General features: G+C 67.4%; 19 protein-coding genes and 5 tRNA genes. 12 read left to right on the forward strand and 12 right to left on the reverse strand.

Going from position 1 to position 22,812, the window contains the following annotated elements:
* Positions 1 to 71: 71 nt before the first annotated feature.
* Genes pstC through pstB form a run of 3 tightly spaced genes read left to right on the forward strand, consistent with a single transcriptional unit; the run spans position 72 to position 2,743 of the window.
* Complete coding sequence (gene pstC, locus NI2_RS18670) at positions 72 to 1,043, forward strand: phosphate ABC transporter permease subunit PstC (protein WP_067492346.1); 972 nt, start codon at positions 72 to 74, stop codon at positions 1,041 to 1,043.
* On the forward strand, positions 1,043 to 1,948 hold the full coding sequence (gene pstA, locus NI2_RS18675; protein ID WP_067492347.1) for a phosphate ABC transporter permease PstA: 906 nt from the start codon (positions 1,043 to 1,045) through the stop codon (positions 1,946 to 1,948). The genes pstC and pstA overlap by 1 nt, the downstream gene beginning before the upstream one ends.
* 18 nt (positions 1,949 to 1,966) lie before the next feature.
* A complete protein-coding gene (gene pstB, locus NI2_RS18680; RefSeq protein WP_067492348.1) occupies positions 1,967 to 2,743 on the forward strand; it encodes a phosphate ABC transporter ATP-binding protein PstB in 777 nt (258 codons plus the stop codon).
* A gap of 63 nt (positions 2,744 to 2,806) precedes the next feature.
* Here the strand turns inward: pstB and phoU are convergent, their stop codons facing one another.
* From phoU to dusB, 3 genes are all read right to left on the reverse strand, one after another.
* Positions 2,807 to 3,466, reverse strand: a complete 660-nt coding sequence (phoU, locus tag NI2_RS18685; RefSeq protein ID WP_067492349.1) for a phosphate signaling complex protein PhoU — start codon at positions 3,464 to 3,466, stop codon at positions 2,807 to 2,809.
* Between the two features lie 103 nt (positions 3,467 to 3,569).
* The gene (locus NI2_RS18690; protein WP_067492350.1) at positions 3,570 to 5,675 is read right to left on the reverse strand and encodes an LCP family protein; all 2,106 of its coding nucleotides are present in this window, start codon (positions 5,673 to 5,675) and stop codon (positions 3,570 to 3,572) included.
* A 170-nt stretch (positions 5,676 to 5,845) separates the two neighbouring features.
* Positions 5,846 to 7,009, reverse strand: coding sequence for a tRNA dihydrouridine synthase DusB (dusB, locus tag NI2_RS18695; protein WP_067492351.1), 1,164 nt, complete (start codon positions 7,007 to 7,009; stop codon positions 5,846 to 5,848).
* Positions 7,010 to 7,195: 186 nt separating this feature from the next.
* Here dusB and NI2_RS18700 point away from each other — a divergent pair, with 186 nt between their 5' ends.
* A complete protein-coding gene (locus NI2_RS18700) occupies positions 7,196 to 7,762 on the forward strand; it encodes a hypothetical protein (protein ID WP_067492352.1) in 567 nt (188 codons plus the stop codon).
* Positions 7,763 to 7,821: 59 nt separating this feature from the next.
* Here NI2_RS18700 and NI2_RS18705 read toward each other — a convergent pair whose 3' ends face one another.
* Both NI2_RS18705 and NI2_RS18710 read right to left on the reverse strand, forming a co-directional pair.
* On the reverse strand, positions 7,822 to 8,778 hold the full coding sequence (locus NI2_RS18705) for an acyl-ACP desaturase (RefSeq protein ID WP_067492353.1): 957 nt from the start codon (positions 8,776 to 8,778) through the stop codon (positions 7,822 to 7,824).
* Positions 8,779 to 9,126: 348 nt separating this feature from the next.
* Positions 9,127 to 9,202 (reverse strand) — tRNA-Lys (locus NI2_RS18710).
* A 745-nt stretch (positions 9,203 to 9,947) separates the two neighbouring features.
* Between NI2_RS18710 and NI2_RS18715 the strand changes: the two genes are divergently transcribed.
* The 4 genes from NI2_RS18715 to NI2_RS18730 all read left to right on the forward strand — a co-directional run bounded on the left by NI2_RS18715 (position 9,948) and on the right by NI2_RS18730 (position 11,019).
* Positions 9,948 to 10,619, forward strand: a complete 672-nt coding sequence (locus NI2_RS18715) for a TetR family transcriptional regulator (RefSeq protein WP_067492354.1) — start codon at positions 9,948 to 9,950, stop codon at positions 10,617 to 10,619.
* A gap of 91 nt (positions 10,620 to 10,710) precedes the next feature.
* A tRNA-Glu gene (locus NI2_RS18720) sits at positions 10,711 to 10,783 on the forward strand.
* Positions 10,784 to 10,813: 30 nt separating this feature from the next.
* Positions 10,814 to 10,887, forward strand: a tRNA-Asp gene (locus tag NI2_RS18725).
* 58 nt (positions 10,888 to 10,945) lie between these two features.
* Positions 10,946 to 11,019, forward strand: a tRNA-Phe gene (locus tag NI2_RS18730).
* A 46-nt stretch (positions 11,020 to 11,065) separates the two neighbouring features.
* Here NI2_RS18730 and NI2_RS18735 read toward each other — a convergent pair.
* The gene (locus NI2_RS18735) at positions 11,066 to 12,049 is read right to left on the reverse strand and encodes an NADPH:quinone oxidoreductase family protein (RefSeq protein ID WP_067492355.1); all 984 of its coding nucleotides are present in this window, start codon (positions 12,047 to 12,049) and stop codon (positions 11,066 to 11,068) included.
* 195 nt (positions 12,050 to 12,244) lie between these two features.
* On the opposite strand from NI2_RS18735, the gene NI2_RS18740 reads away from it, so the two are divergent.
* Positions 12,245 to 12,318 (forward strand) — tRNA-Asp (locus NI2_RS18740).
* A 43-nt stretch (positions 12,319 to 12,361) separates the two neighbouring features.
* Here NI2_RS18740 and NI2_RS18745 read toward each other — a convergent pair.
* From NI2_RS18745 to NI2_RS18755, 3 genes are read right to left on the reverse strand one after another with little or no spacing between them, the layout of a single operon-like run.
* Positions 12,362 to 13,387, reverse strand: coding sequence for a DUF8176 domain-containing protein (locus tag NI2_RS18745; protein ID WP_067492356.1), 1,026 nt, complete (start codon positions 13,385 to 13,387; stop codon positions 12,362 to 12,364).
* A gap of 9 nt (positions 13,388 to 13,396) precedes the next feature.
* Positions 13,397 to 14,683 carry a hypothetical protein gene (locus tag NI2_RS18750; protein ID WP_067492357.1) on the reverse strand — a complete coding sequence of 429 codons (1,287 nt, stop codon included), beginning with the start codon at positions 14,681 to 14,683 and terminating at the stop codon, positions 13,397 to 13,399.
* Complete coding sequence (locus NI2_RS18755) at positions 14,683 to 15,000, reverse strand: hypothetical protein (RefSeq protein ID WP_133733951.1); 318 nt, start codon at positions 14,998 to 15,000, stop codon at positions 14,683 to 14,685. The genes NI2_RS18750 and NI2_RS18755 overlap by 1 nt, the downstream gene beginning before the upstream one ends.
* A 158-nt stretch (positions 15,001 to 15,158) precedes the next feature.
* Between NI2_RS18755 and NI2_RS18760 the strand changes: the two genes are divergently transcribed.
* Both NI2_RS18760 and NI2_RS18765 read left to right on the forward strand, forming a co-directional pair.
* Positions 15,159 to 15,842 carry a GAP family protein gene (locus NI2_RS18760; RefSeq protein ID WP_067492359.1) on the forward strand — a complete coding sequence of 228 codons (684 nt, stop codon included), beginning with the start codon at positions 15,159 to 15,161 and terminating at the stop codon, positions 15,840 to 15,842.
* An 84-nt stretch (positions 15,843 to 15,926) separates the two neighbouring features.
* Positions 15,927 to 16,688 (forward strand): polyprenol monophosphomannose synthase, encoded by a 762-nt coding sequence (locus NI2_RS18765; protein ID WP_255284029.1) that lies wholly within the window; start codon positions 15,927 to 15,929, stop codon positions 16,686 to 16,688.
* A 56-nt stretch (positions 16,689 to 16,744) separates the two neighbouring features.
* On the opposite strand, the gene NI2_RS18770 is transcribed toward NI2_RS18765, so the two are convergent.
* From NI2_RS18770 to NI2_RS18780, 3 genes are all read right to left on the reverse strand, one after another.
* Entirely contained in the window at positions 16,745 to 17,185 is a 441-nt protein-coding gene (locus tag NI2_RS18770; RefSeq protein ID WP_067492361.1) for a DUF6069 family protein, read from the reverse strand.
* A 115-nt stretch (positions 17,186 to 17,300) separates the two neighbouring features.
* Positions 17,301 to 18,641 (reverse strand): 1-acylglycerol-3-phosphate O-acyltransferase, encoded by a 1,341-nt coding sequence (locus tag NI2_RS18775; protein WP_067492362.1) that lies wholly within the window; start codon positions 18,639 to 18,641, stop codon positions 17,301 to 17,303.
* Positions 18,638 to 21,064, reverse strand: a complete 2,427-nt coding sequence (locus NI2_RS18780) for a glycerol-3-phosphate 1-O-acyltransferase (RefSeq protein ID WP_067492363.1) — start codon at positions 21,062 to 21,064, stop codon at positions 18,638 to 18,640. The genes NI2_RS18775 and NI2_RS18780 overlap by 4 nt, the downstream gene beginning before the upstream one ends.
* Positions 21,065 to 21,256: 192 nt before the next feature.
* On the opposite strand from NI2_RS18780, the gene NI2_RS18785 reads away from it, so the two are divergent.
* Positions 21,257 to 22,543, forward strand: a complete 1,287-nt coding sequence (locus tag NI2_RS18785) for a salicylate synthase (RefSeq protein ID WP_371851990.1) — start codon at positions 21,257 to 21,259, stop codon at positions 22,541 to 22,543.
* The last annotated feature ends 269 nt before the right edge of the window (positions 22,544 to 22,812 follow it).

The raw sequence follows: 22,812 nt of genomic DNA on the forward strand, positions 1-22,812 counted from the left end.
TGCACCCTGAGGTGACCGCACCGGGCTCGTCGGATTCGACGGGCCCGCGGGCGGCCGGAGATACTTCGCATATGCCGACCGAACCGAAATTCGACAAGGCCCCGGAGAAGGGTCGTTCCGGGCGCCTGAACGCCGAGACGATCTTTCGGTGGCTGGCCACCGCGGCGGGCGCGACCATTGTCGCGGCCATCGCGTTGATCGCGTTGTTCCTGCTGATCCGCGCGGTCCCCTCGCTCATGGCCGACAACGCCAACTTCTTCACCAGCACGGAATTCTCCACCGGTGACGCGAACAACCTGCGCTTCGGCATCCGTGACCTGTTCATGGTCACGGTGCTGAGCTCGGTGTTCGCGCTCATCGTCGCGGTGCCGATCGGCGTCGGCATCGCGCTGTTCCTCACCCAGTACGCGCCGGCGCGACTGGGCAAGCCGTTCACGATGCTGATCGACCTGCTGGCCGCGGTGCCGTCGATCGTGTTCGGCCTGTGGGGCTTCCTCGTGCTCGCCCCGCAGATCTCGCCGGTGCAGCAGTTCCTCAACGACAACCTCGGCTGGTTCTTCCTGTTCTCCGACGGCAATGTCACGATCGCCGGTGGTGGCACCATCTTCACCGCCGGTGTGGTGTTGGCCGTGATGATCCTGCCGATCATCACCTCGGTGGCTCGCGAGGTGTTCGCGCTCACCCCCCGCGCGCACATCGAAGCCGCCCAGGCCCTCGGCGCCACGAAGTGGGAAGTCGTGCGGATGACCGTGCTGCCCTACGGCCGCAGCGGTGTGATCGCCGGTTCCATGCTCGGCCTCGGCCGCGCGCTCGGTGAGACGATCGCCGTGCTCGTGGTGCTGCGTACCGCGAGCAACGCGGGTACCTGGTCGCTGTTCGACGGTGGTTACACCTTCGCCTCCAAGATCGCCTCGGCCGCCTCGGAATTCAGCTCCCCGCTGCCGACCGGCGCCTACATCGCCGCGGGCTTCGTCCTCTTCGCGCTGACCTTCGTCGTCAACGCACTGGCCCGCCTGGCCTCCGGTGGAAAGGTGAACGGCTGATGACCACCACATCGACCCTCGACAAGCCGGTCAAGGCGCCGACGTTCCGCCATGTCAGCAACAGCAGGCGGATCAAGAACAACATCGCCACCGGTCTGGTCACCCTGTGCTTCGTGATCGCGCTGATCCCGCTGGTGTGGGTGCTCGGCCTGGTCGTGGTGAAGGGCATCGGCTCGATCGTCACCGCCGACTGGTGGTTCAACTCGCAGAAGGGCATCCTGCCGGACCAGTCCGGCGGCGGTGTGTACCACGCGATCTACGGCACGATCGTGCAGGCGCTGATCGCGACCGTCATCGCGGTGCCGCTCGGCGTGATGGCCGCCGTGTACTTGGTGGAATACGGTCGCGGCAAGCTGGCCAAGGTCACCACCTTCATGGTCGACATCCTCGCCGGTGTGCCCTCGATCGTCGCGGCGCTGTTCATCTTCGCGCTGTGGATCGCCACGCTCGGTATGCCGCAGAGTTCCTTCGCGGTGTCGCTGGCACTTGTGCTGCTGATGCTTCCGGTGGTGGTGCGCAACACCGAGGAGATGCTGAAGCTGGTGCCCGACGAACTGCGCGAGGCCTCCTACGCGCTCGGCGTGCCCAAGTGGAAGACCATCCTGCGGATCGTCATCCCCACCGCCGCGCCGGGCATGATCTCGGGCATCCTGCTCGCCCTTGCCCGCGTGATGGGTGAGACCGCGCCCGTGCTGGTGCTGGTCGGTTACTCGAAGTCGATCAACCAGAACATCTTCGACGGCAACATGGCCTCGCTGCCGCTGCTGATCTACCAGGAGCTGGCCAACCCGGAGCCGGCCGGTCGCGCGCGTGTCTGGGGTGCGGCGCTCACGCTGATCCTGCTCATCGCGCTGCTGTACCTGGCTGCCGCCGCGGTCAACAAGCTGCTCACCCGGAACCGATAGAAGCGAACGGAAACTCCCATGGCCAAGCGGATCGACGTCAAAGATCTCAACATCTACTACGGCAGCTTCCACGCCGTGTCGAACGTGGACCTGACCGTGCTGCCGCGCAGCGTCACCGCCTTCATCGGTCCCTCCGGTTGTGGCAAGTCCACCGTGCTGCGCTCGCTCAACCGCATGCACGAGGTGACCCCGAACGCCCGCGTCGAAGGTGCCGTGCTGCTCGACGGCGAGGACATCTACGGTTCGGCGATCGACCCGGTGGGTGTGCGCCGCACCATCGGCATGGTATTCCAGCGCCCGAACCCGTTCCCCACCATGTCGATTCGCGACAACGTGGTGGCCGGGCTGAAGCTGCAGGGTGTGCGCAACAAGAAGGAACTCGACGAGGTCGCCGAGCGCTCGCTGCGCGGTGCGAACCTGTGGAACGAGGTCAAGGACCGTCTCGACAAGCCCGGTGGTGGTCTGTCGGGTGGTCAGCAGCAGCGTCTGTGCATCGCCCGCGCGATCGCGGTGTCGCCCGACGTGCTGCTGATGGACGAGCCCTGCTCGGCCCTCGACCCCATCTCCACCCTGGCGATCGAGGACCTGATCACCGAACTCAAGAAGGAGTTCACGATCGTCATCGTCACGCACAACATGCAGCAGGCCGCCCGCGTGAGCGACCAGACCGGTTTCTTCAACCTCGAGGCCCAGGGCAAGCCCGGCAGGCTCATCGAGATCGATGACACCGAGAAGATCTTCTCCAATCCCACCCAGCGCGCCACCGAGGACTACATCTCCGGCCGCTTCGGATAAGGGATCCAACGAGAAAGCCCCCGCACTCCTTCGGGAGGGCGGGGGCTTTCTCGTTGTACTGCTTCAGCTTTCGATTTCGCCGTCCGGGAGCACACCGGTGACCAGGAAGATCACGCGGCGGCCGATCTCGACGGCGTGGTCGGCGAAGCGCTCGTAGTAACGGCCGAGGAGGGTGACGTCGACGGCGGCGGCGACGCCGTACTTCCACTCCCGGTCCATCAGGAGGGTGAACAGGTGGCGGTGGAGGTCGTCCATCGCCTCGTCGTCCTGGTTGAGCTGGGCGGCGCGCTCGGGATCGCGGGTCTCGAGCACCTCTTTGGCGCCCGCACCCATGTTCACCGCGATGCGGCCCATCTCGGCGAAGTAGCCGTTCACCGATTCGGGCAGGGCGTGGTTGGGGTGGCGGCGGCGGGTCACCTTGGCGACGTGCAGGGCCAGCGCGCCCATGCGGTTCACATCGCCGACGATCTGGATGGCACTGACCACCTGACGCAGGTCGCCCGCGACGGGGGCCTGCAGCGCGAGGAGCGCGAACGCCTTCTCCTCGGCCTCGGCGATCATCACCGAGATCCGATCCTGCTCACCGATGACCTGCTCGGCGAGCGCGAGGTCGGCCTGCAGCAGCGACTGGGTTGCTTGCTCCATGGCCTGGCCGGCGAGACCGGCCATTTCGCCGAGCAGATTGGCGAGCTCGGCCATTTGCTCGTTGTAGATGACACGCATAATGGCTGACCCTAGTGGGTACCGGTACCCCTGTCACCCAACACGGGGTTAATGCCGTGTGGCACAGTCGTGCCAGCTCAGCGCACGTCGTGAATCGGGCAGCTCAGTCGCAGCTGGTGTCGGCGGCGTTCATGTGCTCGAGATCCGACGGCAGACGCACCGGCGCGGCCGAGACCGGCTCGCCGAGCGACACCGCGGGCAGCTCGGCGCCGACCGTCGTCGGGGTACGCACCTGGCCCGTGTAGTCCGAGCCGACGACCACCTCGATGATGCCGCTGAGGTCGTCGTCGCGTTGCAGGACCGCGCCGGGGATGGCACTGGCCACGGTCGCGGCGGCCGCCTCGTTGCCCTCGGCGTAGCGCACCTCGGTGGTGTCGGTGTACTCGGTGGCGTTGGCGACGTTGTAGATGCCGAAACCGAAGTTCGACAGCTTGTTGGCCGCCTGCCTGGCCATGCCCGCGGTCTGGGTGCCGTTGGTCACCAGCAGCGACACCGACGCCGGGCTCACCGCGTACATCTTGGGCGCCTGGGTGGGAGCCGCGGGTGTGCTGGGGTTGGTGATCGGCGGCGCGGTCTGCTCACCGGGCAGCGGCTGGTCGTCGATGATCGCGCGGAAGATCGCCTTGATGTCGGCTTCGCGCGGAATCTCGTTGCCGTAGGACGTGGTTCCCGCGGTCGGGGCGGTGATGAAGGTGACCGCGCCCGCGTTGACCTTCTGTAGCGACCGGCCGAGCAGGATCAGGTCCTTGGTCTCGACGCCGTCGACGAAGGTGTGCTGACGGAACGCCTCGACGAAACCCTGCAGCTTGGCCGGGTCGAGCAGCACCTGACCCGACAGCGCACCACGCAACAGGGCCGCGAGGAAGGTCTGCTGCCGGTGGATGCGGTCGTAGTCGCTGCGCTCCTCGCCGACCACGTGCCGGGCCCGCACATAGTTGAGGGCGGTCTCGCCGTTCACGCGCTGCTTGCCCGAGCTCTCGAGCACGGTGCCGAGCACTCCGTCGATGATCGGCTTGGTCGAGCACACCTCGACGCCACCGATCTGGTCGACCATCGCCTCGAACCCGGCGAAGTCGATGCCGATGAAGTGGCCGATGCTCAGGCCCGACATCTTGCGCACCACGTCGGTCAGGCAGCGCGGGCCGCCGAGCGCGTAGACGGCGTTGAGCTTGTCGCCCATGGCCGACGGGAACTTCTGGTCGGTGTACTTGCCTTTGTCGTTGTCCCAGCCCGCGCACTGCGGCCGAGTGACATCGAGGTCGCGCGGGAAGGAGACGACCACCACGCGGGAGCGGTCCTTGGGGATGTGCACCAGCATCGCGGTGTCGGCGCGCGCGCCTTCGGCGTCGACGGTGGAGCCCGCGCCCATGTCGGCGTTCAGGCCCGCACGGGTGTCGGTGCCGACGATGAGGTAGTTCTCGTCACCGAGCTGCATGTCACCGTCGAGCACGTCCTCGGTGGCACCGTCGAGGGCCGACACCTGGGTGAAGCCGTTGTTGGTGGCCCGCAGGTAACTCCAGCCACCGCCGGTGACCACCAGCGCCAGCACGGCGAAGAAGGTGACCGCGACCCGTCCCGCGAGGCGCGCCTGCTTCGCGCGGCGCCGTTCGGGTGTCCGGGCGGCGGCGGTCTTGGTTTCGCCTCGCTTGGGCTCGACGCGCTTCGGCGGGGCCGCCGGGGTCTCGGTGACGGTGGGCAGGATATCGGTGACCTGCTCGTCGACCCGACGAGCGGGCGGTGCCGTGCGGACCGTCTTACCCTTCGCCGGGGCGGTTTTGCCCTGGGCGGGCGCCGTCCTGCCCGGCGTGGGAAAAGTCTTGCCCTGCGCGGGAATCGCGGTCGTCGCGATGCGGTCGGCGGGGGAGTCGGCGCGATGCGGTGCGGCGGGGGCGTCGCCGGCCGAACCGTCGGCGCGTGCCGCGATATCGGGGCGGGGGGTCGGGCGGGGTGCCTGGTCGCGGGCGCGGCGGCCGGCGCGGGATGTACCCGATGGATCGGCGGGGGCGCGGCGGCTGCGTTTGGTTCGTTCGCTGTCGACCCGGTCGACGAGGTCCTGGACGGTGAGCGGGGCCGCGTCGGGATCGGCGTCGGCGTGCCGTGATCGGCGGGAACCGGTGTCCTTCTGTGCGAGCGGTTCGGCAGCCGGATAGCGCTCCCACGGGGCGCGACCTCCGGGCCGGGGCGTACGCCCGCGCCGATCGTCACCCACCAGCGAACCTCACTTCTCTATCTGCCGCATACGCGTCATCGTTCGGCTGCTCGGTCGAACCGGAGCCGAACGATGTCCGCAATGATAACGATTCCGCCACGAGTAGCCACTCCAGTGCACAACAGATTCGCACGGAATCCGGTTGCGACGCGCTGACCAGGGCCGAAGCTTTACCCCCCGCTGTGCATCACATCGGCGGCGGTGGGCACGGTGTCGTCCTCGGGGTCGTCGAGCCACCCGTCGGGCAGCACGACCTTGGTCTGCGGCGAGCCCTGGCGACCGCGGGGGCCGAGGGCGTCGGTGGGGAAGGGCAGGTCCGGATCGAGCTGTGCGACGAGGTCCTCGATCTGGCTCAGCGCCGACACGGTGGCGAAGCTGCGGCGCAGCTGCGAGCCGACCGGGAAGCCCATCAGGTACCAGGCCATGTGCTTGCGGATATCGCGCATCGCCTTGTCCTCGCCGTCGTGTTCGGCGAGCAGGGTGGCGTGGCGGATCAGGATCTCGCCGACGCGGCCCAGCGTCGGGCCATCGGGGACCGGTTCGCCGCGCAGGGCGGCACTGAGCTCGGCGAACAGCCACGGCCTGCCGAGGCAACCACGCCCGACGACCACACCGTCGCACCCGGTCTCGTTCATCATGCGCAGCGCGTCGTCGGCGGTGAAGATGTCGCCGTTGCCGAGCACGGGGATGGTGGTGACGGCTTCCTTGAGCCGGGCGATGGCCGACCAGTCGGCCGTGCCGGAGTACAGCTGCGATGCGGTGCGCGCGTGCAGGGCGACGGCGGCGGCACCCTCGGCCTCGGCGATGCGGCCGGTGTCGAGGTAGGTGTGGTGCTCGTCGTCGATGCCGATGCGGAACTTGAACGTCACCGGCACGCCTGCCGGTTCGGCGGCCCTGACCATCTCCTTGACGATATTGGCGAACAGCCTGCGCTTGTAGGGCAGCGCGGAACCGCCGCCGAGCCGGGTGACCTTGCGTACCGGGCAGCCGAGATTCAGGTCGATGTGGTCGGCCCAGCCCTCACCGACGACGATGCGAACGGCCTCGCCGAGCGTCTTCGGGTCGACACCGTAGAGCTGCATCGAGCGCGGATGCTCGTCGGCGTCGAACGACATCATGTGCAGCGTCTTCTCGTTGCGCTCGACCACCGCGCGGGCGGTGATCATCTCGCACACGTAGATGGCGGTCTTGCTGCCGAATTCGCGGCACAGCTTGCGGAAGGCCAGGTTGGTGATGCCCGCCATGGGTGCGAGCACGACGGGCGGATCGACCGGGTAGGGCCCGATCCGCAGCGTGGTCGGTGCCTGGGGCATCGTGATAGTCACGTCTGCCATTCTCGCATCCACCCGGATGTGATCGATCTCGCGTACCGGCGACTTCGGCCGGGTCACGGGGCACTCCACAAAGGCTCGGCGGCATGTATGTGGTACTCAACGTTCGGGATATGTCTCTCGGCTCAGTAGCCTGTGCTTTGCCGCAGCAGGCGGCGCGCTGTCCCCACATCATCGGAGAAGACCCCCATGGCCGAAGACGCCACGACCACCACCCCCGCCGCGCCCGGTAAGGCGACCGTGGCGATCAGTGTCTCGTCGCTGGTCGGCGGTGCCGCCATCGCCGTGCTCGCCGTCGCCGCTGTCGTGCTCGGCATGCTGTACGGCTCGGCGCGCTCGGATGTCTCGGACCTGCGTGCCGAGGCCGCCGACGACGCGAAGGCCGAACAGATCGCCCTCGACTACTCCGTCGGCTCGGCAACGCTGAACTACCAGGACGTCGATGCCTGGGTGGCCAAGCTCAAGGCGGGCACGTCCACCGAGCTCGCGGGCAAGTTCGACGTCACCGGCGACAAGCTCGAGGACATCGTCGTCCCGCTGCGCTGGGCCTCCACCGCCACCCCGATCACCGCGAAGGTGCTCGAGCGCGAGGGCCAGGTGTACAAGGTCGCCGCGTTCGTCGACGTGAGCACCACCAACGCGCAGAACCCCGACGGCCTGCGCAACACCGTCACCTACAACATCACCGTCGATGCCGGGCAGGACTGGAAGATCACCGATGTCGGCAGCGCCGACGGTGCCCTGCCGATGAAGTAACCGGCTGTACGAAAAAGCGCCGCCGACCGGAATTCCGGTCGGCGGCGCTTTCGTGAGCTCTAGACGCTGGCCATCTCGCGCTTCTTGGCTTCGCGAGCGAGCATGCGGTCGCGCTGCTCCTCGAACTTGACGACGTCCTGGCTCAGCTTCTCCAGGAAGTCGCCGAGGCGCTCGCGGGTGGCCTCGCCACGGGCGGTGAAGTCGGTGCGCTCGAAGATGTTCCACTTCTTGAGCACCGGCTGTACGACCTCTTCGAGGTGCTGACGCAGGTCGTAGATGCCGTGCTTGGCCATCAGCACGCCGTTGCGCCGGAAGTTGGGCATCCCGGCGCCGGGCATCTGGAAGTTCTCGACGATCAGCGAGATCGCCTCGATCGCCTGGTCGGGCGACAGGTCGAGCGCCGCGCCGCAGAGGTTGCGGTAGAAGATCATGTGCAGGTTCTCGTCGGCGGCGACGCGCTGCAGCATGCGGTCCGCGATCGGGTCGTCGCACACCTTGCCGGTGTTGCGGTGACTCACGCGGGTGGCCAGTTCCTGGAAGGTCACATAGGCGACCGAGTGCAGGAAGCCGGCGTCCACCTCGGTGGGGGAGGCGAACCCGTTGGTCATGTGGATCATGCGGGCGTTCTCGAGGGCCACCGGATCCACGCCACGGGTGACCACCAGGTAGTCACGCATCACGATGCCGTGGCGGTTCTCCTCGGCGGTCCAGCGACCGACCCAGGTGCCCCAGGCGCCGTCCTGGGAGAAGTTCTCGGCGATCTCACGGTGGTAGGACGGCAGGTTGTCCTCGGTGAGCAGGTTGGTGATCATGGCGGCCTTGGCCACCTCGCTGAGCTTGGACTGCTCAGGATCCCAGTCGATGCCGCCCATGGCGGCGAAGTTGCGGCCCTCGTCCCACGGGACGTAGTCGTGCGGATGCCATTCCTTGGCCAGCGACAGGTGCCGGTTGACGTTTTCCTCGGCAACCGGCTCCAACTCCGTGAGCAGTTCGAGTTGAGTCAGATCCCTTGCCATGTAAAAACCCTTCGCTGTCGTGCTTGCGGTCGAACGTCGCGATGCGGCCATACCTTACGGCACCGTAGGTGTGATGCGAAACGCAACTGAGCGTAAAGCCGATGAAGTTGAACAACGCCACAACATCGGCAGTTGCCGGTAGGACGTACTGACGAGTCTAGGTCTTCGGTCCGCAGCGTAGGGACTATCGCTGTAGTGGCGGGGACGTTAGCGCCTACCGGGTGAACTCTTGGTGTAGCGGCGGCGGGAAGCGCTGTCGGCGAGGTCGTTAGCCTGTTCAGGGGCCATGACGCCGGCTCTTCCGGCGCGGCCTTGAAGTGCCACGTGACAGTGGTCACGGTGAAGTGATGGTGCCCCCTGTAGGACTCGAACCTACGACCTAGTGATTAAAAGTCACCAGCTCTACCAACTGAGCTAAAGGGGCGCGCAGCGGAGTCTAACCGACACCGCGCCCCGACGCCGAATAGTGTCCCCGATCAGCCCGGCTCCCGGTGCATCGGGACCGGTCGGCACCGGTAACGGCGGCGCGCCCCGGCGCGATGCCCGGCTGACGGGCTCGAGCACATGGCCGTTCCCACTTCCCGTCGCGACGTGTCATCGAATAGTGTTGTGGGTCAACAGGTTTCGAGCATCAGGAAAGTAAGGGGTGGTACCGGTGTCCGCGAGTGCGCCGCAGGGGGGCGCTGGACAGGCCAACAATGCTGTGCGAGTGCGATTTTCACACTCGGCGCCACGGCTCACGGTTGCGCCCGGTTTGCCTGTCCGGAAAAACGGACCGGGTGTCCCATTCGCATGTTGCCGTTCGGGGAATGCGGGTACGGTGATTACCTGGTGAATTTCGAAACAATCACCGGGGCCGCACTTTCCGGCGCTCGGTGGTGGGTGCGGTGTCGCGGAATTCATCGGGAGTTCGATGTGCCGGGGTGAACGCGAAGGCGCGCGAACTCCCCGCAAAGGGGCAGTCGCTACCGCAGGAGGAGGCGGTTCTCACAGGTATTGAGCCCGAGTGTGCACCCCCTGTGGCGCACCCGGGCCGGCGAACTATACCAGCCGGAGGGGTACCGGCATTCGGCGAGTTTACATACCAAAAGTTTGAAAAATAACCACAATTCGCGTCGCAGGTCTGTCATTGATCGGCGGCGACGAGAAGGTTCGGAGGCGTTTCGAGCATGGCACGGCAGCAAGAGCGGGCGCGCCGCACACGCGCCGCGATAATCAAGTCCGCGGCCGTCGAGTTCGGGAAGAGCGGGTATGCCGCGGCATCGCTCAACCGCATTCTGGAAGGTTCGCGCGCGACAAAGGGCGCGATGTACTTCCACTTCGACTCCAAGGAAGACCTCGCACGCGCGGTGCTCGACACCGCGGTCGAGCGGTACCGGCTGTGCGCGGAGCGCTGGCTGGCCCGCACCGACCTCGGTCCGCTCGACGTGCTGCACGGCATGGTCGACGAGGTCGCGTTGCGGCTCGAGCACGACACCATCGTGCAGGCCGAGTATCGCCTGGTGATCGAACCCGACTTCCATCGCGACGCGGGCAACGGCGGTGGCCGCATCCTCGGCCGGGCCACCCGGGTGCTCGCGGTGCGCGCGATCGACGACGGTCAGCTGCGCGCCGATGCCGACCCCGACCGGTTCACCAGAACCCTTGCCGCGGCGCTCGCGGGCCAGCGGTATCTCGTCGACCCGATCGGCACCGGTTCGGCCGCCGATCTGCGTGCCCGCTTCGCCGAGGTGCTCGAGGTGATCGTCGAGGCCATGGCGACGCCGGTGTGGATACAGCACTTCCGTACCGACGGCTGGCGTGCCCAAGCCCGCCTCGACGACCTCGGTTTGGGCGCCTGACCAGGCGATTTGGAAGAGCGCACCGAGGTGTCATAAGCTATGCGAGCTCCCAACGGAAACGTTGAAGCCGCCCCGGAGAGATTCGGAACGAGCCCCCTTCGTCTAGCGGCCTAGGACGCCGCCCTTTCAAGGCGGTAGCGCGGGTTCGAATCCCGTAGGGGGTACAGTCTTCGGACTGTAGTGTAGGAAAGCAAGGCCCTGTGGCGCAGTTGGTTAGCGCGCCGCCCTGTCACGGCGGAGGTCGCGGGTTCGAGTCCCGTCAGGGTCGCAAGTAAGCGCCGGAGCAATCCGGCGCTTCGCGTATGGCATTCCGTACGGGTGCCTGCGGCCAGGTAGCTCAGTTGGTACGAGCGTCCGCCTGAAAAGCGGAAGGTCGCCGGTTCGATCCCGGCCCTGGCCACAAAAGATCCCCTCACCAGAGCATCTGGTCGAGGGGATTTTCGCGTTCAAGGGTGGAAGACGAGGCGGCCCACCGTCGTGCCGTCGCCGAGCCGGCCGAGCCCCTCGGGCACGTCGCTCAGCGACAGGCGTTCACTGATCAGCGGCTTCAGCTGGTCCGCGGCGGCGAGCCGGGTCAGTTCCTCGTGGCAGTCGCGGATCGCCTGCGGGTCGTATTGCTTGTAGAGGCCCCAGTGCAGGCCGATGATCGAGTAATTCTTGATCAGGGCGTGGTTGAGGGCTGGTTGGGGGATGGTGCCGCCGGCGAAGCCGATCACCAGGATGCGGCCCTCGAAGGCGATGCATTTGGTCGACTTGGCGTAGGCGTCGCCGCCGACCGGGTCGTAGACGACGTCGGCGCCGCGCCCGCCGGTGAACTCCTTGACGATCGGCACGAAGTCCGAAATGTGCCGGTCGATGACGAGATCGGCGCCCAGCTCGCGGCAGTACTCGGCCTTGTCCGGCCCGCCGACCACACCGATCACGGTGGCGCCGGCGGCCTTTCCGAGCTGCACGGCGGTGCTGCCGACGCCACCGGCCGCGGCGTGTACGAGCAGGGTTTCCCCGGCTCGCAATCGGGTGCGCCGATGCAGGGCGAACCAGCTCGTCTGGTAGCCGATGCACAGGGCGGACGCTTCGGCGTCGTCGAGTGCTTCGGGGGCGGGGAAGGCGTTGGCCGCGTCGAGTATCGCCATCTCGGCGAAGGCGCCGCCGGGCAGGTCGGTGGTGCCGACGATCCGGTCACCGACCGCGAACCCGGTGACGCCGTCACCGACCGCGACCACCGAACCGCACAGTTCCACACCGGGGGTGAACGGCAGCGGCGGCTTCACCTGGTACTGCCCACGGCACAGCAGCACGTCGGGGAAGTTGGCCGGTGCGGCGAGCACCCGCACCAGCAGTTGTCCCGGACCGGCGACGGGGTCGTCGATCTCGTTGAACCGCAGCACCTCTCGTGGTTCACCGAGCTGGCCTACCTGCCAAGCCTTCATGAGCTGTCTCCTTACAGTAAATGAGCGCTTGCTTAGCTTGGCGTGCCGACGTTGTCGTGTCAATCACAGATCGCCTCCGGTGACCGAAGTCTGTCGGTGCGTGCCGAGCGGTGACGATCGAGAGAGCCACCACCACCTGCGCGTTTCCCGAAACGGCAGCGACCGGGGTACAGTCGCCCCGCGAGAAAGCAGCAAGGCCCTGTGGCGCAGTTGGTTAGCGCGCCGCCCTGTCACGGCGGAGGTCGCGGGTTCGAGTCCCGTCAGGGTCGCACGAGAAATCCCCCGTACCGGTCGGTGCGGGGGATTTTCGCGTCAGCGGCGGTGGTCGATGCTGGTGATGCGGTAGCGGCCGGTCGAGATCTCGGTGGTCTTGATGGTCTGGTGCACCTTCTCGATGGCGGTGTCGCCGGGCCACTGCTGATGGATCGTGACGTGCCAGATGGATGTATCGGTGGAATCGCCACGGGTGATGTGGGTGCAGTACTTGATGTCCGGCGGCAGGGTGGCGATGCCCGCGGCGAGGGCGGCCTCGTCGCCGACGTGGGCGTTGTCGGTGACGAAGGACCTGGCCTTGGTGGCGTCGCGGTCGACGTAATAGCTGTACTCGAAACCGAGGATGGCGCCCTGGGGTGAGCTCGCGTCGCCGCGTTCGGCGCTCACGGTGATGGAGGTGGTGCGGAACTCCTCGCAGCCGGGGAGCGCGTGCGCGGGCAACGGTGGTGTGGTGCTCGAGGTGGGAGCTGTGATGTTCGACAGGCCGGCTTGCCTTGTGTCCGAGGCGGATCGGTCGCCCGGGCCGAGGAAGATGGTGGCGGCCACGCCGAGCAGCACGACGAACAGCAGTGCGCCGACCACGCCCTTGATCGCGGCGGCGGCCTTCGTGCGGCCGTGGCCGTCGTCGTAGCGTTCGTCGTTGTAGTTCTTGCGTGGCCTGCGTGCGATGGGGCCGCCGCCGCCGAAATCCTTGAGCTTGGGCAACACCGGCATCTCCACGTGGTCACCGCTCTGCTCGGTGGCGGTCGTCGTCGCCCAGTCGTTCCAATCCACATCGTCGTGGCGTGCCGGTTCGACGGGGATGTCGGCGTCGGTCCAGTCGTTCCAGTCGCCGGTGAACCCGTCGTCGTCCTCGTCGGGGTGGCGGTAGACGGGTTCCGGCAGCAGCGGCGGCGCCGGGGCGTCGGTGAACGGTTCCGGTTCCGGCGGCGGCCACATCTCCGGGTTGGTCCCGATGGTCTGCGGCTCGGCCTCGCGCCGCCGCCTGCGCCGTCGTTTACCCTGCGGACGACGGCGCCCGGTGGCGTCCGGCGACGAGAAATAGGCACCGAACGGGTTGTCCATGCGCGCGGCCTAGGCGTTCGCCGGGACAACTCCGGGTTGCCCGTGTTTGGGGGCGTTCGACGGTCGTTCGCTCTCCTGATCCTGTTGCGGGCGCGCGGCGGGTGGAATCACTCCGCCCTGCATCGGCTGCTGCTGCGCGGGTGCCTGCTGGAACGGGGCCTGCTGTGGCGCTTCGGGTTTGGGCGTCGGATTGGTCGGCGCGGGTGTGGGGGCCTCCGGTTTCGGTGTGGCACCACCGGAGTTCGCGCCACCGGAGTTCGCGCCGCCCGAACCACCCGGGTTCGCACCTCCGGAACCGCCGGAGTTGCCGCCGAGACCGCCGAACAATGTGTTCGAATTGCCGTTGTTACCAGCGCCATTGGTGCCGGGCGCGGTCGTCGCGGGCGCGGTGTTGGCCGGTGTGTCGGCCGTACCGTCCACCCCGGCCGCCAGGGTGTCGATGCCCGTCGTCGCCAGCTCGGCGCCCTTGTCGATGCCGTGCATGGCGACTTCGGCGATCTTGTCGATGAGGTGCGTGCCGAAGCTGACACCGGCATCGATGGCCGCCGTACCGAGGCTCACACCGCCGTCGATCAGTGCCTCCTGCAACGCGATCTGCGCCGCGACCGCCGGGTCGGTCGTCTTCTCGTCGTTCCAGGTGGAGGTGTCGGTGCCGCCGGTGCCGAGCACGTACACGCCCGGCGCGACCTCGGTCGCTCCCGGAGGAACCGTCACCCCGTTGGTCCCGCCGAGATCGCTGGTGAGGCCCTGGGTGTCGCGGGTGTGCTGGTCCATCTCGGTGCTGGCCGCACCGACCACCCCGACGGCCTCCTGGATCGCCTCCTCGGCGAGCTCCACGATGGCGTCGAGATTGTTGCTGTTCACGGCGGGTGCGGCGGATTTGGCCTTGCGCCGGAACTCCGCGATGATCGCGTCCACCTTGGCGGCCGCGTTCGCCTGCGTCGTATGCGCCTGGCCGAGCAGAGTACTCAGGCGCTCACCCCGATCGGCTGCGGCCGACACCTCGGTGGCGGTCCGGCGCAGCGCCGGAGTCGCCGGTGCGGCGGTGTCGGTGGACTCGAGCGCGTAGAGGCCGAGCCGGTGGGGGTCCTCGGTGGCCGTGGTCGCGGCCGAGGCGGAGGTGAGGGCGGAGACGACGGCGGGATCGGGGTCGGCGGAGGTGTTGGTGCCCAGCGCCTTCCGCAATTCCAGCAGCGGCACCTCGAGCAGCGCGATCACCGGTTCGATCTTGGCCTCGGCCTCTTCGGGGGTGATGGTGCTCAGGGTGTTCTCGGTGACGAGCGATTTCGTGCGCATCAGGCCACCTCGTTCTCGACCGCGCGCAGGCCTGCGGCCACATCCGTGTCGACGCCGGTGACGTCGTCGCCGAACCGGGTCAGGATGTCCTGGTAGGCGCTGACGAGATTCCCGGCCGTGCTGAGGGTTGAGGCGTGCGCGCCCGCCGCCTGGGTCCACACGGCGGCGAATTCGCGGCCGAGCACGCCCAATCCGGAAAGGTCGACGCCCGCCGCGGTGGTCGTCTGGGTGGCCGCGGTGCCAAGTAGTTCGGAAACCCGAGCTGCCGCACGCTGATAAGCGTCGAGCGCTGACGGGTCGAATGACATTTCTGCCACGATGTCTGCCCCTTCACGATCGCGGATCCCGGCGCTGCCGGCACTGAAAAGCGTAACCACCTGGGGCCGTTCGTGGGGGCGTCCAGCACTCTTGGACGGCCGGTTCTCGAGAAACCCCTGGTCGGCGCCGAGCTGACCGACCGGTAGGGTCGGCCGCGATGGCTGTCCTCCTGCTCACGCTGCTCGGGTTCGCCCTGCTGGACGCGCTCGACGTGTTGCTGGTGGCGATCACCACCGCCGTGGTCGCCGACAGCAGGCTGGCCAGACGTTCGCCGCTGGTCGGTGTGCTGAGCTTCCTCGGCGGTGTCTTCGCGGTATCGGTGCTGTTCGGCGTCGCGACGGTGCTCGGCATCGACTTCCTCGTCCGCCTGCTCGACTTCGACCTCACCCCCACCCTGCGCTACTGGGGTGAGCTGGTGATCGGGCTAGTCCTGATCGCGGTGGCGGCGATTCCGGTCGACGCGGGCGCGGCGCCGGGCGGCCGGTGGGTCCAGCCGGTGCGCAAGTACCCGTGGCTGATGGGGGTGATCGGTTTCACCCTCGGTCTGGCGAAGGTGCCGACCTCGGTGCCGTACCTGGCGGCGCTCGCCCTGATTTCCGCGCAGCGTCCGCTGCCCGCGAGCTGGCCGGTGCTGGTGGCGGGCTACTGCCTCGTGGCGCTGGTGCTGCCGCTGGCCGTGCTCGCGCTGGCGTTGCGCAGAACCCCTGGGGCACGGCGGATGTACCGGATGCTCGTCCGTGGCGTGACCCGGTACGGTCCGCCGGTGGTTCGTGTCCTTTTCGTCGTGTTCGGTGTCGTGCTCGTCGTCGACGCGCTGGTCCACGCCGGGCAGCTGTGGTGAGGGCCCCGGGCGGCCGCTCAGGAACACGTCAGGTCTATCGAGTACGGTCATAACGAATCGATGACGTGCCGCGGCGCCCGCACCCTGGGCCGCCGGGCGTTACCAGGTGAGCAGGGAGGGCGACCCTTGAGGGTTACCGTTGTTGTGCCGACCTACAACGAGCGGGAAAATCTGCCGGTGGCGGTGGAGCGGCTGACGGCGCTGCCGGTGCCCGATCTGCATGTGCTGGTGGTGGACGACAACTCACCCGACGGCACGGGCGAGGTGGCCGACAAACTGGCCGCCGAGCTGCCGAACGTGGTGAGCGTGCTGCACCGCACCGAGAAGGACGGCCTCGGCCGCGCCTACATCGCGGGCATCACCCAGGCCCTGGCCGACGGCGCCGACGTGGTGATCCAGATGGACGCCGACCTCTCACATCCGGCCGAGGTGATCCCGGCCATGCTCGAGAAGCTGACCTCCGAGGACGTCGGCGTGGCGCTCGGCTCCCGCTACGTCCCCGGCGGCTCCACCGCCGAGGAGTGGAAGTGGTACCGCAAGGCCCTCTCGGCCTGGGCCAACTTCTACGTGAACCTGATTCTGCGCCTCGGCGTCAAGGACGCGACCGCCGGTTTCAAGGCGTGGAAGGCCGACACCCTGCGTGCCATCGACGTGGCCTCCATCCGCAGCAACGGTTACTCGTTCCAGGTGGAGATGAACTACCGCGCGATCAAGCGTGGCTACACCATCGCCGAGGTGCCGATCCGTTTCGAGGAGCGCACGGTCGGCGCGTCGAAGATGAGCCTGAAGGTGCAGCTGGAATCGGCGCTCATGCCGTGGAAGCTGCTGTTCGGCCGTTCTGTCTAGACCACCCGCGAAAAGGCCCGGCCGGGAACGTTCCCGGCCGGGCCCTTCGCTGTGTGTCACTGCTCGGCGATGTGGCGGCGCACGCCTTCCAGTGCGATCACCATGACCGGCACCAGCACCACGTGCATCAGCGACAGGGCGATGGTGGAGGCGGTGTCGAAGCCGGCGGTCAAGGTCATGCCGATGGTCGCGATCGACAGCACCGAGCCGACGACCGCGGCGACTCGCAGCACCCCGGTCCACTTGTAGGAGACCAGCATCGCGGCGGTCAGTCCGATCAGCAGCGGAACCACCGACATCAGGATCACCCCGCCAGGAGCGACGTCGGCGACCTTGCCGTCGGTGGTCGTGGTGAACGAACCGCCCGCTGCCTCGCCGATTCCCCAGACGATCAGATTCGCGATCAGGGCGGCGGCGACGGCGCCGAGCACGGCGACGGGCCGGTTCAGGGCAGGCAGGGTGCGGGTGGTGGTTGCGGTGGTGACTGCGGTGGTCATGATGTTCTCCCTCATTCGGTGGTGACACAATCTTCAAACCTGAAGAATGGTTTAGGTCAAGGGCGGGCGGCGGCATCCGCCTGAGACCCTGGTCACATTCCGGGAGGGTGAGCTGTCAGGCGCTCGGCCAGTTCAGCAAGGTGCGTTCGTAGAGCCTGCGGACTTCTTCGATCTCCTCGTCCATCGCGGCGGGATTCCACGTCGACACATCGATCGGCGGCAGAATCGCCACGTCGACGACACCGCTTCGGGCGATGGGTGAGTCGCGCCAGGCGATGTCACCGGCATTGCGGATGACGATCGGGATCACCGGGACGCCCGCCTGCTTGGCGATGTGGAAGGCGCCCTTCTTGAACGGGCCGAGCCCGCGGGTGTACGAGCGCGTGCCCTCCGGGGCGACGGCGATCGACAGACCTTCGCGCAGCGTCGAAACGACCGGTGCCAGCGCCGCTTTCGCGCGTTCGGTGTCGGAACGGTCGATGAAGGTGACGCCGACGAAGCGCATGAGCGGTCCGAAGAGGGGATGCGACCGCAGTTCCTTCTTGCCGATGCCGGTGACGCCACCGTCGAGCACCTTGGGAACGATGATGACGTCGAACTGGCTCTGATGGTTGAACAGGAACACGGCGGGCCGTGGGGCACGGGCGTTTTCGGCTCCGACCACGCGCAGCTCGACGCCGAGGGTGCGCAGGGTCGCGGTGGTCCCGTCGTGCATGAGGGCGTCGGCCATGGCCTGGCGATCGCGGGTGTAGGACTTGCGGATCACGCCGGTCATGGCACCGGTGACGAGGGCGATGAAAGCGAGGACGGTGCGGGCGTAGTCGATCGGGCTCGGCGCTGTGCGGGGCTGGAACGCGCTCGGGTCGACCGACCGGATGCCCGCCGATTCGAGCAGCGCGGGGGTGTCGGCGTAGACATAGCCGATCTCGCAGTCGCGCGCCGCGGCGAATTCGCCCACCGCTTCGGCTTTCTCGGTCCCCCACAGCGGCGGTCCATCGAGCTGACCGGTGAGAATACCGTTGTCGGTGGCGAACTTCGTGCACAGCACGTTGTCGATGCCGAGGAGTTCGGCGAAGGGGCCCACCTGGTACACCGGCAATTCGCTGACCAAAAGCACTGTGTGTCCGGCGGATCGGTGTTCACGGACCAGCTGCCAGGCTTCGGGGAAGACCCGGCCGTGCATCTCCGTGCGGAAAACGCCGCGACCCAATTTCTCGAGTTCCGCTTCCGGCACACCGGCCCACGCCCGTTCGGCTTCGCGGAGGAAACGCTGATGGTCCCGTCGGAAGCCGGTCAGCATCGCGTCCCGCCGAGCGTCGCCGCGCCGGCGACGCTTGCCGGGCAATCGCTTTCGGGGCAATGCATCGACTACAGCCAGGGTGTCGAAGACGGCGAGCACCCGATCGCCCTGTGGACCGGTTCTGATGGCGGTGACCGCGTCGTCGATGCCGCTCACAGCGAGTTCCGATTCGATGGGTCGAGCGAGGCGGCCCGGGCGATCCGTTCGCCGAGATCACGTAATTGCTGCGCGAATTCGTTGCGGCGCGCGATCAGGTCGTCCTCGCCACCGGGCTCCGCCGGAGCGATCAAATTGTGGTTGTCGGCCAATTTCCACGCGCTGGTGAACAATTCCGTAGATACCGATTCGGGGCTGTGTAGCCGCTGCTGCAACAGCATCTGCTTGCCGACGGCGACACATTCGTCGATGAATTCCTTGCGGTCGATGACGGCGTCGGCCGGGCGGGCAGTGAGCCGTTCGGCCACCACGAGTTGCGCGTCGAAGAACGAGCGAAGGACACGGTGCGCCATGACGAAGCCCGACTCGGTGAGCGCGCTGAGGAACTGCTGATCGAGGCGGTCGTCGGGGGTGTTCTCGTCCCATTCGGGGACGATCACACGCACCTCTTCGATGATCTGGTCGGCGAATTCCTCACGTTCGGGGAAGAAGAATTCGAATTTGAGCAGGTCACGCAGCGCGAAGGCGGCCCGCCATGCCGCCCGGAGCGGGTCGTCGCCCGGTTGTTCGACGGCGGTGAGCGCGGCCAGCTCGAGAATGGCCCGGTTGACGAACCAGTGCACCGCGCTGTTGCGGTAGAACGCCGCCTCGAGGTGGGCGCCGGGTTCGATGGAGTACACCGGTTCCAGCCCGCCGCGATACACGGTGACCACCCCGGCCAGCGCCAGCTGTTCGAGGACGACCTGCAGGCCCTGCTCGTCGCGCAGCTTGGACAACTCACCCGCGGGCAGGCCGCGCCGATCGATATAGCCGAGCACCGGATCGAGCACGGTGCGTACCTGGCCCAGTGTCAGCGCGCGTTCGTGCACGCCGAGCAATGCCAGGGTGACCAGGGCGTTGACGGTGATCGGGGTGACCGCGTTGATCCGCACCGCCACGTCGAAGGCCAAGCGCTGCACGGCTTTGCGTTCGGTCTCGCTCAGCTCCGATTCGTCGGGCACCTTGGTGGCCCCGGTCGCGGTGTCGTGCAGCGGGATGGTCTTGGGCCGTTCACCGAGTGGGTCGCCATGGGTTTCCAGCCGTTCGCGCGCCGAAATCGCCTCGCCGAAGCGAACATACACGCGTCCGGCCGAATGCTGCTGACTGCGAACATATCTGGCGAGCCACGCGATGCCTTCCGGCTTCTTCTTGCCGCCTGCCTGCTCGCTGGCGATGGCACCGAGCTCGTTGAGCCGCTCGTAGGTGATCGACACCGGCACCAGCATCACGTCCTCGACGCGACCCGATCGTACTGCCGCCGCAAGGTAATTGAGCAGGCCGTACCTGGGTGGGCGCAGCTTGCCGGTCCTGGTCCGGCCGCCCTCGAAGTACCACTCCATATTGAACCGCTTGGACAGCAGGTAGGCGAAGTACTCCTCGACCACCGCCTTGTACACCTCGTCGTCGCCGAAGCTGCGCCGGATGAAAACGGTGCCGGTGCGCCGGGCGATCGGACCCATCGGCCAGAAGTTCAGGTTCGCCCCACCGATCACATGGTTGGGTGGGAAGTCGTTGCGGGCCAGCACGTCGCCGAGGACGAAGGCGTCCACATACGAGCGGTGCGAGGGCAGGAAGACCAGCGGGTACTTGCGGTTGAGCGAACGCAGGGCGTCCAGGCCGCCGAGGTCGGTGTCGACCTTCCAGGTCGAGGCGTGCACCGGGCGCATGGCCTGGGTGAACAGATCCGACACCAGCCTGCTCTGCGCGGCGACCAGCTCGCGCAGCGCCTTCTCCGCGCTGCGGTGGACGTGGGCGGGATCGGAGCCGAACTCGTCGGCGATGTAATCGAGCTTGCGCTGGAATTCCGGTGAGTCGAGGATTTCCTCGGCCACCAGCTGCGGCACCTTGTAGCGGTCGCCGATGACCGTGCGTTCCGCGCGTTCGAGCGCGACGACCGCCGCGCGCAGCACCGAGCGGGCGAAGGCGTCGGGCGAGCCCGATCGCAGCAGCGCGGCGGCCTCCGGATAATTGGTGCGCAGCTCGCTCAGCCGCGCGGGCGCGCCGACCAGCACCTGATGGCGGTCGGGGTGGGTGCGCAGCAAGCGGCGCTGCACCAGGCGGTTCGGCTTGCGCGGATTGGTGAGCATGGCCAGGTCGGCGAAGGTCACCCGGCGCACGCCGTCGCGCTCGGGCGGCAGCCACAGCACCCGGACCGGGACGACCAGCGGGTCGTCGCGTCGGTTCACCAGGCGTTTGATGAGCGCCTTGGCATCGAGATCCACCTGCGTGACGGGTCCGTCGGAGTCGATCTCGCGCGCCAGCCCGCCCTCGGCGATCCAGGTGCCGATCACCTCGCGCTCCACGCCGGAGGCCGCGTCGACCAGGGCGACTACCGAGTCCGCCTGCGGAGTCGTGCGCGTGGGCCGCCCATCGTTGTCGATCATCTCTCCATTGAAGCCGCAGATTCGCCGTAGCGCACCGAACTTCGCCGACAGCGCGTTCGCGGGTGACAATGAGTGGGCAAGGCTACTCCGCACACGGGTAGCAAAACCTAGAGGTAATGCTAACCTAACCAAGCTAAATTAGGTCAGCTTTACCTTGGAGGATCGTTGTCGTCGACGGAACAGCCCACACGGGTGGAATATGTGACCGATCCGGCGGCAGCGATGTCGTGGTTGGCCTCGGCCGATCGGTTCGGCGAGTACGTGATGTACGAACGGCCCGGTGTCTGGGTGTTTGCCGCCGACCCACTCGGTAGCGTCGAACTCGACGCCAACGAACTGCGCACCACCTGGGGTGAGCAGACCACCGCCCGCGCGTGGACCGGCAGGCCTGCCGCCGCCGTCGACGCCGCCCTGGCGAGCCTGCCCCTGGACGGGCGCAACGCCTACGGCTGGATCGGGTTCGAATTCTGCGCCTATTCCCTCGGCGCCACCCGCTATCTCAACCCGCTGACCTCCCTGGCCAACCTGATGATTCCCCGCATCGAAGTGCGCATCGACGCCGACGGTGTGCGGATCAGCGGCGCCACCCCCGCCGAAATGTGCGATATCCACGACCTCATCGCGGCCTCGCAGGGCGCCGAGCTGCCGTCGGCGCATCCGGTCGACGTGCGGCCCGATGTCACCGGCTACCAGGATCGGGTCGCCACCGCCGTCGAGGAAATCCGTTCCGGCAGCTATCAAAAGGTGATCCTCTCGCGCAAGGTCGCACTGCCCTTCGCTGTCGACGTCCCTGCCACCTACCGCCTCGGCCGAGCCAACAACACCCCCGCCCGCTCCTTCCTGCTGCGCCTCGGCGGTCTGGAAGCGGCCGGATTCAGCCCCGAGCTGGTGGCCTCCGTCGACGACGACCGAGTGGTCACGACCGAACCACTCGCCGGCACCCGCGCCTTCGGCCTCGGCCCCGAAGCGGACAGCGCGGCCCGAGTCGACCTGCTGGCCGATCCGAAAGAAATCGTCGAACACGCCATTTCGGTTCAAACTTCCTTTGCCGAGATCGCCGAGGTAGCGGTTCCCGGTACCACGGCGGTCTCGGACTTCATGGCCGTGCGCGAACGTGGCAGCGTGCAGCACCTCGCGTCGACCGTCCGCGGCGAACTCGCTCCCGAACGCACCGCCTGGGACGCGCTGGAAGTGCTGTTCCCGTCCGTCACCGCCTCCGGCATCCCGAAGCAGGCAGGCGTCGACTCCGTCTTCCGCAACGACCACGACGAGCGCGGGCTGTATTCCGGCGCGGTCGTGTGTGTTTCACCAACCGGCGCACTCGAGGCGACACTGGTTCTGCGGGCGATCTACCAAACCGGCGAAGGGGCGTGGTTACGTGCCGGGGCGGGGATCGTCGGCCAGTCCCGCCCGGAACGAGAGTTCGAGGAAACCTGCGAGAAGCTGGGAAGCGTCGCACCTTACGTCGTGAAGGCGTGATCTAGGAGTCGTGCCGCGTGGGCCGGAAGTGCGGCAGGTGGCAGACCTGAGTAACGCACGCCCCCATCCGCATTCCAGGCAGCCCGCCATGACCGCAGTCCCAACCCCGCACGACCCGACCTCGAGGAGGGTCCGCCGCGAAGCGGCGCAGCGGCCCTCCAGGGGCCGCGCTCGAGCGCGCCAGCGCTCCAGAAATACAGCCCAATACCTTTGTGGTGCACAAAACACCAAGGCATTTCCGCACGGCACCCGAGCCCGACAGGCACCCG

The organism is Nocardia ignorata NBRC 108230 (genome assembly GCF_001612905.1).
In the GTDB taxonomy this organism is placed as follows: Bacteria; Actinomycetota; Actinomycetes; order Mycobacteriales; family Mycobacteriaceae; genus Nocardia; species Nocardia ignorata.

Excerpts from the sequence above, each read along its gene's own strand:
- pstC (WP_067492346.1), top strand. The coding sequence starts at position 72 with ATGCCGACCGAACCGAAATTCGACAAGGCCCCGGAGAAGGGTCGTTCC.
- pstA (WP_067492347.1), top strand. The coding sequence starts at position 1,043 with ATGACCACCACATCGACCCTCGACAAGCCGGTCAAGGCGCCGACGTTC.
- pstB (WP_067492348.1), top strand. The coding sequence starts at position 1,967 with ATGGCCAAGCGGATCGACGTCAAAGATCTCAACATCTACTACGGCAGC.
- phoU (WP_067492349.1), bottom strand. The coding sequence starts at position 3,466 with ATGCGTGTCATCTACAACGAGCAAATGGCCGAGCTCGCCAATCTGCTC.
- dusB (WP_067492351.1), bottom strand. The coding sequence starts at position 7,009 with ATGGCAGACGTGACTATCACGATGCCCCAGGCACCGACCACGCTGCGG.
- NI2_RS18700 (WP_067492352.1), top strand. The coding sequence starts at position 7,196 with ATGGCCGAAGACGCCACGACCACCACCCCCGCCGCGCCCGGTAAGGCG.
- NI2_RS18705 (WP_067492353.1), bottom strand. The coding sequence starts at position 8,778 with ATGGCAAGGGATCTGACTCAACTCGAACTGCTCACGGAGTTGGAGCCG.
- NI2_RS18715 (WP_067492354.1), top strand. The coding sequence starts at position 9,948 with ATGGCACGGCAGCAAGAGCGGGCGCGCCGCACACGCGCCGCGATAATC.
- NI2_RS18735 (WP_067492355.1), bottom strand. The coding sequence starts at position 12,049 with ATGAAGGCTTGGCAGGTAGGCCAGCTCGGTGAACCACGAGAGGTGCTG.
- NI2_RS18745 (WP_067492356.1), bottom strand. The coding sequence starts at position 13,387 with ATGGACAACCCGTTCGGTGCCTATTTCTCGTCGCCGGACGCCACCGGG.
- NI2_RS18750 (WP_067492357.1), bottom strand. The coding sequence starts at position 14,683 with ATGCGCACGAAATCGCTCGTCACCGAGAACACCCTGAGCACCATCACC.
- NI2_RS18760 (WP_067492359.1), top strand. The coding sequence starts at position 15,159 with ATGGCTGTCCTCCTGCTCACGCTGCTCGGGTTCGCCCTGCTGGACGCG.
- NI2_RS18770 (WP_067492361.1), bottom strand. The coding sequence starts at position 17,185 with ATGACCACCGCAGTCACCACCGCAACCACCACCCGCACCCTGCCTGCC.
- NI2_RS18780 (WP_067492363.1), bottom strand. The coding sequence starts at position 21,064 with ATGATCGACAACGATGGGCGGCCCACGCGCACGACTCCGCAGGCGGAC.